This is a genomic window from Streptomyces sp. NPDC029152 (genome assembly GCF_055564355.1).
Genome location: NZ_JBVHWR010000012.1, coordinates 267,700 through 278,061, shown reverse-complemented (window position 1 = coordinate 278,061; position 10,362 = coordinate 267,700). Strand labels below are relative to the sequence as shown.

Here is a 10,362-nt window from a genome sequence, read left to right as displayed (position 1 = left end):
AGGGCTGAGAGGTGGTAATTGAATTTCAGCCGTTTCCTCTTCGAATGGGGCGAGGGTCGGTAGAGAGTACCGGGACCGGGCCCGCTTGAGCTCGGTCGAGCGCGAGGACATGCTCAGGGAGACCGGCGCCCGGGCCGTGCCGTGCCGTCGTGCCTGAGGGGTGTCAGACCTCCAGTTCGCCCTCGATCCGGCGCAGCTGGTGGCGGGCCATCGCCAGGTTGGCGCGGTTTCCGTCGAGCACGAGGTAGAGGAACAGCCCGTTGCCGCCGCGGCCCTTGAGCAGGCGGATCAGGTGGTACTGGCTGTTCAGGGTGATCAGGATGTCCTCGATCTCCTCCTTCAGGCCGAGCAGCTCCATCGTGCGCAGCTTGGCCCGCACGACGTCGGTGTTGCCGGCGGCGGCGACCTCCAGGTTGAAGTCCTTGGTTCCGCCCAGCGTGCCGAGGGCCATGCCGCTGGTGTAGTCGACCAGCGCGGCGGCGGTCGCTCCGTCGATGGAGCTCAGGCACTCCTTGAGCGAGGTCTCCAGGTTGGCCATGGGTTTTCCTTCCCGTACGTGATCGGTGGTCACCTGACGGTGGGTCAGGTGGGCCGGCGGTGGCCGCCGGCCTGGGGACGCGGTGGGTGTGCGGGCCGTTGCGGGGTGCGCACCGGCAGGGTGCCGATCGGCCGCGCCGGGTCGGCGGGCGTCGTCGCGGCGTGCTCGCCCGCGGCCGGACGGTCGCCGGCGCGTTCGTGGTCGAGGTGGGCGCCGACCAGTTCCCCGATGCGGGCACCGCTGCGCCGGCCCTCCAGGTGCAGCCGGCCCACGTTGACCCGGCCGTCGGCGAGCAGGGTGAGCACGGCGGCCGGGCCGGCCGCGTAGGTGGCGACGTAGCCGTCGGCGCCGCGCAGCAGCAGTTCTCGGAAGCCGCCGCGCGCGGTGGCCTCGGCCGTGCGCTGGGCGACGCCGAGCGCGGCGGCGGTGAGCGCGGCCAGGCCCTCGGGCTCGGTGCCCGGCGCGTCGTGGGCCACGACGAGGCCGTCGACGGTGGCCGCGAGCGATCCGGTCAGCTGGGGCACGCGGTTGCGCAGGCGGTGCAGTTCGTCCAGGACGTCGCTCTCGACGGCCATGATGAGCAGTCTCCTTTCGGCACGCCGGCGGCGCGCGCGGATCACAGGGCCTCCAGGGCGTCTCGAAGCCGTCGCAGCAGTGCCGTGTCCGGGTCGTCCCATACGCCCGGGTACGCCTCCCGCCCCACGGCGGCCGGTGCGGACGTGCTCGGGGCGGCAGTGACGAGTCCGTCGGCGGCCAGGCGGCGCAGTTCGACGAGGGTGTGGTACGTGCGGCAGGCGAGGGAGGCGGCGATGTCCGCGGCGGTGCGCGCGCCGTCGACCTGGGCCAGGGCCCGGCCGCGCCGGGCCGGCAGGTCGCCGGTGCCGGCGCCGGGCACACGGCTGAGCGGCACGACGTCGATGTCGGGGTCCGGCCAGATGCGCTCCAGCAGGGCGCGGCGGCGTCTCGACTCGCGGACGACGGTCTCCACGGGGACGGACCGCACCGCACCGAGCCAGTGCAGCGCGCCGGGCCGGAAGCGGTGCGGGCGCGTGTCGTGGGCGAGGACGAAGTACGCGGCGTCGAAGAGCGCGCCCAGGTGACAGACCTCCAGGGCGCCGGCGGCGAGCCGGCCGCTGTCCACCAGCCGGTTCCCGATCCGGTGGTGGACCCCGCCCCGGTCGACCGCCTCCCACCAGCCGTCCGGCGGTACGGCACCGCTGCGGGTGAGCAGCGCGCCGAGGTCCGGGGTGAGGGCCGACTCCACGTGCACGACGCGGCCCCCCAGGAGGTAGACGATGCCGCGTTCGCCCGACAGGGCGCCGGTCGCGCCCTCGGCCGCCAGGGTGCCGAGCGCCCCGGACATCGTCCCGTGCGTGGCCCAGGTCGTCGTCGCCGCGGTCATCCGAGCACCAGGCGGTCCGCCATCTCGGCCAGCCGGATGCGGGCCAGGGCCAGGTTTCCGTCGTTGCGGTCCAGCCAGAGGTGGAGGAAGACGGTGCTGTCGAAGGGGGTGCTGACGAACCTGAGCAGGTGGTAGGAGTCCGCCGTCGTGACGATCAGGTCCTCGACCGGCGGTTCCTTCCCCGGCACGGCGGCCTCGCCACCCGGTGCCAGGGATCCGCTCTCCGCGACGTGCCGGGCGAGTTCGGCCGTCTCCGCGGCCGTCGCCTCCGGGTCGCCGCCCGGCGCCTCGCCCACCGCGCCGAGGGCGAGTCCGCTGATCCAGTCGACCAGCGAAGCGCCCCGCGCGCCGGGCAGCCGCATGGCTTCCAGCAGACTCTCGTCGATTCCGGGCACGCCGGATCCCCTCCCCCTGCACGGCTGTACCGCGAACGTGACGCCGAGACTACGGAAGGTGCACGCCTCCGGTGAGCGCTTTGGCATTTTCCAGAGGAACGTGCGCGCGGTGCGGCATACTGCGGTGTTTCGGCCGGGGAACGGCCGGGGAACGGCCGGGGAAGGGGCGCGGACAGGCCCGCGCCCCGGCGCGGACGGCGGGCGGGGTCTGTCCGCGCGGACCCTTGTGCGCACGCCAGCGGTCCTCGGCCACCAGTGAGCGGCGCCTCCTCGGATGCGGACCGCACACCCGGCGCGCGCCGGGGCGCACGGGCACGCACGGGGCCGAGGGCGGGCTCACGGGCGCGCAGGCGTGAGGACAGCGGGACGGGCTACCCGCTGACCATGGCCGAACAGCCCCCTTCCCACGACGGCAAGCCCACGCCGGACACGGACCGCACGGCGGACCGCACGGCGCCCGAGGACTACGGTCCGGGTGCCTCCACCGAGCGCGCCGCCCCCGACTCCCCCACCGAACTGCCCAGGCGTTCGTGGGGCGCGCTGCTGCGGCGCGTGATGTCCGAGTTCCAGGACGACGAACTCACCGACCGCGCCGCCGCCCTGACGTACTACGGAATCCTGGCGCTGTTCCCGGCCCTGCTGGTGCTGGTCTCCCTGCTGGGGATCGCCGGGCAGTCCGCCACCCGGGAGGTGCTGGACAACATCCAGAAGCTCGCGCCCGGGTCGGCGCGCGACGTCATCACCGACGCCGTGAAGCAGTTGCAGGCCAAGGCGGGTCTGGGGTCCGTGCTGGCGGTCGTCGGCGTGCTCGGCGCCGTCTGGTCGGCGTCCGGTTACGTGGCCGCGTTCATCCGCGCGGCGAACGCCGTCTACGACGTGCCGGAGGGCAGGCCGATGTGGAAGGTGCTGCCGCTGCGGGTGATCCTGACGGTCGTGCTGCTGGTGCTCGCCGTGGTCAGCGCGCTCATCGTCGTCTTCACGGGCAGTCTCGCCCGGCAGGCGGGCACCGCGCTCGGCATGGGCGACACCGCGATGACGGTGTGGTCGATCGCCAAGTGGCCCGTCCTGGTCCTGCTCGTCACGATCATGATCGCGGTCCTGTACTGGGCCACTCCGAACGCCAAGGTCCGGGGCTTCAAGTGGATCACTCCGGGCAGTCTGGTGGCCCTGCTGATCTGGATGGTGGCCTCCGCCGGCTTCGCCTTCTACGTGGCGAACTTCGGCTCGTACAACAAGACGTACGGCACCCTGGCGGGCGTCATCATCTTCCTGGTCTGGCTCTGGGTGACGAACCTGGCCATCCTGCTCGGCCTGGAGTTCGACGCCGAGATGGCCCGGCAGCGCGTCATCGACGGCGGCTACCCGCCCGACGAGGAACCGTACGTCGAGCCGCGCGACACCCGCGCCTGGGACGAGGCGGACCGGCGGCGCGCGGCGGGCCCGGACGAGTGACGCCACATGGCCCGGTCCCGCACGGGTACGCGGAGGCCATGACCGACGGAAAGACCCCAGACCCCCAGGACAGGAACCGGACGGAGCGGAGCGAGGAGGAGCGCGCCGCGGCCCGCCCCTTCGACTACCCCCATCCGGAACGGCGCGCCGGCGTGCGCGCCACCCGGCACATCAGCCGTGAGGAGGCCGACGCCGACAGCGTGCCCGGCGTGCCGGGCGGCTACGGCACCACGGGCGGCGGACAGGCGGGCGGGCGCGGCACACCCCGACGCCACGAGGACACCGCCGACGAGTCAGGCGTCACCGACATCGTCGGCGGACGCGAGCCCCGTTCCGACCGCCCGAACCTCAGCGGCGGCACCGACCGGGAGTAGTGCCCGCGGGCGCCGCCTCCGCCCCGTCCATCCTCCCGGGCTACGGGAGGATGGAGTCCACGTATCCCCCGTCGACGCGGACCGCCGCGCCCGTCGTGGCGGACGCCTGGTCCGAGCTCAGGTAGACGACGAGGTTGGCGATCTCCTCGGGTTCGATCAGCCGCTGGAGCAGCGACTGCGGGCGGTGCTCGCGCATGAAGACGCGCTGCGCCTCCTCCCAGGGCAGGTCACGGTCGACCAGCTGGTACACGAATTCCTCCACGCCCTCGGTGCGGGTCGGCCCGGCGATGACGGAGTTCACCGTGACGCCGCTGCCGGCCGCCTCCTTGGCGAAGCCGCGGCCCACCGCGAGCAGGGCCGTCTTGGAGACCCCGTAGTGGATCATCTCGGCCGGGATCACCACGGCCGAGTCGCTCGCGATGTACAGCACCCGGCCCCAGCCCCGTTCCCTCATCCGGGGGAGATGGGCGCGCGTGAGCCTGACGCCCGCGAGGACGTTGATCTCGAAGTAGCGGCGCCACTCGTCGTCGCTGATCTCCAGCGCGGGCACGGCGCCGAAGATGCCGAGGTTGTTGACCAGGATGTCCACGTCGGGCAGCGTCCGGACGGCCCGGTCCGCGCCCTCCTCGGTGCCGAGGTCGGCGGCGACGGCCACGAACTCGCCGTCGGGCACGGCCGCCCTCAGCTCACCGACGCTCTCCTCCAGCCGGGCGGCGTCACGTCCGTTGACGCCCACCGTGGCGCCGGCCCGGGCCAGCTGGGCGGCGATCGCCGCTCCGATCCCCTGCGTGGAGCCGGTCACCAGCGCGGTCCGGCCGCCGAGGTCCAGGTTCATCAGGTCGCTCCCTGTCGTGCGTGTGGTCTTCCGCCGTCCTCCCGCCCAGCCTCGCCCACGCCCCGCTTCCGGCCCCGGCAGACCGCGCCGGGCGCGGCGAGCGGCACGCCCGGACGGCGGACCCCGGGTGATCCCTGACGGCCCGCGGCGACGATACTGGCCTTCCGCCCGTACCCCCGCCTCACAGATGGACTCATGCCGACCTCTCCCACCGCTCGCCCCACGGTCCCGCCCACGGTGTGGGCGGCTCGCGGCCGCCACGTCGGATCCGCCGCGGAGGACACCGTCCGGCGCACCCTGCGACGGCTCAAGGACAGCCACGTCCTCGACGACTTCCAGGAGCTGCCCGACGACCCGGCCGGGGGCGGCGCGCCCGGCGCACGGGTCTTCGAAGCGCGGTGGAGGGCCGGCGGCGCCGTCACCGTGCGCGCCCGGCTGGCGCTGGCGCCCCGCTCGTCGGGCGGGCAGGAGTGGACCCTGCTCGCGGAGGCCGAGGAGGCCTGGGATCTCGCCTGGCCGTCGCCCGCCACCATGTTCTGGCCCGAGGACCCCGACGTCACCTGGGACCGCGACGTCGCCACCGGCCTGCGGCTGCGCGGGATCAACACGCTGCCGGACGACGACAAGGCCGTACGGCGGCTGATCAAGGAGGCCGGGCGCGGCGCGTGGAACATCCACGTCGTCGTGCACGAGGCGATGACCCCCGACCACCGCGGCCGGGTGCCGCTGGCGGAGCGGCTGCCCGCGAGCCTGCGCCACCGCGTGGTCGAGCACCGCGCGGCGCCGCAGCAGCTGCGGGTCGTGAACTGGGCCCTGGAGGACTTCGGCGTCCAGGTGCCGCGCGGCGGCGCGGTGATCCTGCCCGGCACCCCGGCCCCCGCCGGCTACGACGCCCAGGACTTCTCCGTCCGCAGTGTCTTCCTGGACGGCACCGAGCCCACCGATCTCATCGCGGCGGTGACGGCCTTCGCGGCGCTGCCCCGGCCGCTCGTGGACGGCGCCGAGGAGGCGCTCACGGCGCTGCGGGAGGACTGGCGGCTGCTGACCCTGGAGGAGGAACTGGCCCGCGAGCGCAAGCTGGTGGCCATGTACGCCGAGGCGCTGGAGGCCATGACGCGGTCCCGCGACCTGTACCGGGAGGCGGCCGAACGCGCGGCCGAGGCGCTGGCCGCGTACCGGGAGTCCGCCGTCGCCGCCCCCACCCGGCCGGCGCCGTCCGTCTCCCCCGCCGTCTCGCCGCTGCGGCAGCTGAGCCGCACGCTGGAGCGGTTCAGGATTCCCGGCAGGACGTCCCGGCCCGGGCCGGCCCCGGACACCGGGGAGCCGGAGGGCACGAGCGGGCCGGGCGGCACGACCGGACCCGCCGGGGCACGCGGTCCGGGCGGGACGGACGGGCCCGCGGCCGGCGGCTGACGACGTCCCGGCCGAGGCGGCCGGGACGGGCGGGCGCCGAGTCGTACGGGACGGGCGGCCGGAGCGGGGCCGGGGGTCCGGAGCGAGGCGAGCGCCCCCGGCGGTGGCCCGGTGGGGGCGTCCCCATGTGTCAGGCGGCCCAGCCTGGATACGCGGTCTGCACAGCAGCACGGCCCGTCCCGGAAGGTCACCGACGCCATGGACAGCCAGCACCGGAGCGCCTCCCCCGCTTCCCGCCCGTCCGAGCCGCCCCGTTCGGACACCACCTTGCGGGTCAACGGCAAACCCCACACCCTCTCCGTCGACCACCGTCGCGTCCTGCTGGACCTCCTGCGGGAGGACCTCGGGCTCACGGGCGCCAAGAAGGGCTGCGACCACGGCCAGTGCGGCGCCTGCACGGTCCTGGTGGACGGCCGGCGCGTCAACAGCTGCCTCCAGCTGGCCGTCGCCCTGGACGGCTGTGAGGTCACCACTATCGAGGGCCTCGCCGGGGACGGCGAGGAACTGCATCCGCTGCAGCGGGCGTTCCTGGAGCGCGACGCCTTCCAGTGCGGCTACTGCACCCCCGGCCAGATCTGCTCGGCGGTCGGCGCGCTCGCCGAGGCCCAGGCCGGTCACCCCTCCCACGTCACCGACCCGGCGACACCCTCCGGCGTGCCCGTGCCGCTGGACCGGGACGAGATCCGGGAGCGGCTGAGCGGCAACCTGTGCCGGTGCGGGGCGTACCCGCGCATCGCCGACGCGGTCGAGGACGTGATCCCGTGAAGCCCTTCGCCTACGTACGGGTGGGCAGCGTCGAGGAGGCCACCGACGCGTTCGCCGCCCACCCCGGCGCCCGCTACCTGGGCGGCGGCACCAACCTGGTCGACCTGATGAAGCTGGGCGTCGAGACGCCCGCCGCGCTCGTCGACGTCACGCGGCTGCCGCTGGACGCGGTGGAGGAGCTGCCCGACGGGTCGCTGCGGGCCGGCGCGATGGTGCGCAACAGCGACCTCGCCGCCCATCCCGCCGTCCGCGACCGCTGGCCCGCCCTGTCCCAGGCCCTGCTGTCGGGTGCCTCGGGGCAGCTGCGCAACGCCGCGACCACGGGCGGCAACCTGCTGCAGCGCACCCGCTGCCCCTATTTCCAGGACGTGACCAAGCCCTGCAACAAGCGTGAGCCCGGCACCGGCTGCGGCGCGCTGGAGGGGGTCCACCGCGACCACGCGGTGCTCGGGCACTCGCAGCTGTGCATCGCCACCCACCCCTCGGACATGGCGGTGGCGCTGGCCGCCCTCGACGCGCGCGTGGAGCTGTACGGCCCCGAGGGCGCCCGGAGCGTGTCCGCCGCCGAGTTCCACCGGCTGCCCGGCGAGCACCCCGAGCGGGACACGGAGATCCGCCCCGGCGAACTGATCACCGGCGTGGTCCTGCCCGCGGCGACGGCCGGACTGCCGTCGGCCTACCGCAAGGCCCGGGACCGGGCGTCGTACGCCTTCGCGCTGGCCTCCGTCGCCGTCGTGCTGCACATGGAGGACGGGGTGGTGGACCGGGTCGGCATCGCGTTCGGCGCGCTCGCGCACCGGCCCTGGCGGGCCCGGCGGGCCGAGGAGGCGCTGCTCGGCGCGGCACCCACGGCCGCCGCGTTCGAGCACGCCGTCGACCTGGAGCTGGAGGCGGCCGAGCCGCTGCGGGACAACGCCTACAAGGTGCCGCTGGCCCGCCGGCTCGCCCTGGACGTACTGGGCCGGCTGGCGCCGCCCGCGATCACCTGACACCGGCGTCCACGTCCACGAGGAGGACTCCATGACCGGCACCGAGACCGTCCTGGGCGCTCCCGCCGAGCGCCGGGAGGGGCGGGAGAAGGTCACCGGCACCGCCCGGTACGCCGCCGAGTACGAATTCCCCGGCCGCGCGCACGCCCGGCCCGTGCCGGCGGCGGTCGCGCGCGGCCGGGTGACCGGCGTGGACCCGGCGCCCGCGCTCGCGCTGCCCGGCGTGCTCGCGGTGCTCACGCACGAGAACGCGCCCCGGCTGGGCGAGCCCGACGACCCCACGCTCGCCCTGCTGCAGAGCCCGCACGTGCCGCACCGGGGCTGGTTCGTGGGCCTGGTGGTGGGCGAGACGCCGGAGGCGGCCCGGGCGGGGGCCGCCGCCGTCCGCGTCACCTACGAGGCGGAGCGCCACGACGTGACGCTCACCGTCGACCACCCCGGGGCCTACGTCCCCGAGACGGCCAACGGAGGCTTCCCGGCCGTCACCGAGCAGGGCGACGCCGAGGGCGCCTTCGCGTCCTCGCCGGTCCGGGTGGACGTCGAGTACGAGGTGCCGCCGCTGCACAACCACCCGATGGAGCCGCACGCCAGCACCGCGGTGTGGGACGGCGAGCGGCTGACCGTGCACTCCTCCAGCCAGGGCAGCACCGCCGTGCGGAAGGAGCTCGCCGCGCTGTTCGGGCTGACCGAGGACCGGATCACGGTCCTCGCCGAGCACGTGGGCGGCGGTTTCGGGTCCAAGGGCACGCCTCGCCCCGACGTGGTCCTGGCCGTGATGGCGGCGCTGCACACCGGCCGGCCCGTCACCGTCGCCCTGCCGCGCCGCCGGCTGCCCACCGCCGTCGGCCACCGCGCGTCGACCCTGCACCGGCTGCGCCTCGGCGCCGACACCGAAGGGCGGCTCACGTCGCTCTCCCACGAGGTGACCACGTACACCTCGCGGGTGAAGGAGTTCGTGGAGCAGGCGGCGGTCCCCGCGCGCGTCATGTACGGCGCTCCCGCCCTGCGCACGCTGCACCGCGTGGTGCCGCTGGACGTGCCCACGCCGTCCTGGATGCGCGCCCCGGGCGAGTGCCCCGGCATGTACGCGCTGGAGTCCGCGATGGACGAACTCGCCGCCGAACTCGGCGTCGACCCGGTGGAGCTGCGGATCCGCAACGAGCCGGAGACCGAGCCCGACAGCGGCAGGCCCTTCAGCAGCAGGCATCTCGTGGAGTGTCTGCGCGAGGGCGCGCGCCGGTTCGGCTGGGCGGAGCGCGATCCGCGCCCGGGGGCGCGCGCCGAGGGTCCCCTGCTGGTGGGCAGCGGGGTGGCCGCCGCCACGTACCCGGTGATGGCCGCGCCCTGCCGCGCCTCCGCCCGGGCGCTGCCCGACGGCGGCTTCCTGGTACGGGTCAACGCCACGGACATCGGCACCGGGGCCCGGACGGTGTGCGCGCAGATCGGGGCCGACGCGCTCGGCGTTCCCCTGGACCGGATCCGCATCGAGGTGGCGAACAGCGACTTCGGCTTCGCGCCGGTGGCGGGCGGCTCGTCCGGCACCGCCTCCTGGGGCTGGGCCGTGCACGAGGCGTGCGCGCGGCTGGCCGCACGGCTGGAAGGTCCCGTGGGTCCGCTGCCCGACGAGGGCCTCGTGGCCGAGGCCGACACCACCGGCACCGCCGACGCCGAGACGCCGTACGCGCGGCACGCGTTCGGGGCGCACTTCGCCGAGGTCGCCGTCGACACGGTGACCGGGGAGGTGCGGGTGAGGCGGATGCTGGGCGTCTTCGCCGCCGGGCGCATCCTCAACGCCCGTACGGCGCGCTCGCAGTTCGTCGGCGGGATGACGATGGGGCTGGGCATGGCGCTGACCGAGGGCAGCACGGTGGACCCGGTGTTCGGCGACTTCGTCGAGCGCGACCTGGCGTCGTACCACGTGCCCGCGCACGCCGACGTCGCCTCCGTGGAGGCGTACTGGGTGGACGAGGAGGACGCCCACCTCAACCCCATGGGCAGCAAGGGGATCGGCGAGATCGGCATCGTCGGTTCGGCGGCGGCCGTCGGCAACGCGGTCCACCACGCCACCGGCATCCGCTTCCGGGAACTCCCCCTCACCCCCGACCGGGTGCTCTCCGGACTGCTCGAACACGAGCACCCCGCGGGCATGCTGGGGGTGTGACGGCCGCCCCCGCGGTCCGCGCGGGCGTGCGGCGCGGA

General features: G+C 75.0%; 11 protein-coding genes. 6 read left to right on the top strand and 5 right to left on the bottom strand.

Annotated elements, in window-relative coordinates:
• Window positions 1-163: 163 nt before the first annotated feature.
• From ACZ4V6_RS25570 to ACZ4V6_RS25555, 4 genes are read right to left on the bottom strand one after another with little or no spacing between them, the layout of a single operon-like run.
• Window positions 164-538 (bottom strand): roadblock/LC7 domain-containing protein, encoded by a 375-nt coding sequence (locus ACZ4V6_RS25570; protein WP_467831571.1) that lies wholly within the window; start codon window positions 536-538, stop codon window positions 164-166.
• Window positions 539-582: 44 nt separating this feature from the next.
• Window positions 583-1,113 (bottom strand): roadblock/LC7 domain-containing protein, encoded by a 531-nt coding sequence (locus tag ACZ4V6_RS25565; protein WP_467831568.1) that lies wholly within the window; start codon window positions 1,111-1,113, stop codon window positions 583-585.
• A 41-nt stretch (window positions 1,114-1,154) separates the two neighbouring features.
• Window positions 1,155-1,940 carry a hypothetical protein gene (locus ACZ4V6_RS25560; RefSeq protein ID WP_467831566.1) on the bottom strand — a complete coding sequence of 262 codons (786 nt, stop codon included), beginning with the start codon at window positions 1,938-1,940 and terminating at the stop codon, window positions 1,155-1,157.
• On the bottom strand, window positions 1,937-2,335 hold the full coding sequence (locus tag ACZ4V6_RS25555) for a hypothetical protein (RefSeq protein WP_467831563.1): 399 nt from the start codon (window positions 2,333-2,335) through the stop codon (window positions 1,937-1,939). The genes ACZ4V6_RS25560 and ACZ4V6_RS25555 overlap by 4 nt, the downstream gene beginning before the upstream one ends.
• A gap of 384 nt (window positions 2,336-2,719) precedes the next feature.
• On the opposite strand from ACZ4V6_RS25555, the gene ACZ4V6_RS25550 reads away from it, so the two are divergent.
• The gene (locus ACZ4V6_RS25550; RefSeq protein ID WP_467831561.1) at window positions 2,720-3,787 is read left to right on the top strand and encodes a YihY/virulence factor BrkB family protein; all 1,068 of its coding nucleotides are present in this window, start codon (window positions 2,720-2,722) and stop codon (window positions 3,785-3,787) included.
• Between the two features lie 38 nt (window positions 3,788-3,825).
• Window positions 3,826-4,161, top strand: a complete 336-nt coding sequence (locus ACZ4V6_RS25545) for a hypothetical protein (protein ID WP_467831558.1) — start codon at window positions 3,826-3,828, stop codon at window positions 4,159-4,161.
• Between the two features lie 40 nt (window positions 4,162-4,201).
• On the opposite strand, the gene ACZ4V6_RS25540 is transcribed toward ACZ4V6_RS25545, so the two are convergent.
• On the bottom strand, window positions 4,202-4,996 hold the full coding sequence (locus ACZ4V6_RS25540; protein WP_467831555.1) for an SDR family NAD(P)-dependent oxidoreductase: 795 nt from the start codon (window positions 4,994-4,996) through the stop codon (window positions 4,202-4,204).
• A gap of 195 nt (window positions 4,997-5,191) precedes the next feature.
• Between ACZ4V6_RS25540 and ACZ4V6_RS25535 the strand changes: the two genes are divergently transcribed.
• From ACZ4V6_RS25535 to ACZ4V6_RS25520, 4 genes are all read left to right on the top strand, one after another.
• Window positions 5,192-6,409, top strand: coding sequence for a hypothetical protein (locus tag ACZ4V6_RS25535; protein WP_467831552.1), 1,218 nt, complete (start codon window positions 5,192-5,194; stop codon window positions 6,407-6,409).
• A 198-nt stretch (window positions 6,410-6,607) separates the two neighbouring features.
• Window positions 6,608-7,174, top strand: a complete 567-nt coding sequence (locus ACZ4V6_RS25530; protein WP_467831550.1) for a (2Fe-2S)-binding protein — start codon at window positions 6,608-6,610, stop codon at window positions 7,172-7,174.
• A complete protein-coding gene (locus tag ACZ4V6_RS25525) occupies window positions 7,171-8,163 on the top strand; it encodes an FAD binding domain-containing protein (RefSeq protein WP_467831547.1) in 993 nt (330 codons plus the stop codon). The genes ACZ4V6_RS25530 and ACZ4V6_RS25525 overlap by 4 nt, the downstream gene beginning before the upstream one ends.
• Window positions 8,164-8,194: 31 nt before the next feature.
• A complete protein-coding gene (locus tag ACZ4V6_RS25520; protein WP_467831544.1) occupies window positions 8,195-10,324 on the top strand; it encodes a xanthine dehydrogenase family protein molybdopterin-binding subunit in 2,130 nt (709 codons plus the stop codon).
• Window positions 10,325-10,362: the final 38 nt, after the last annotated feature.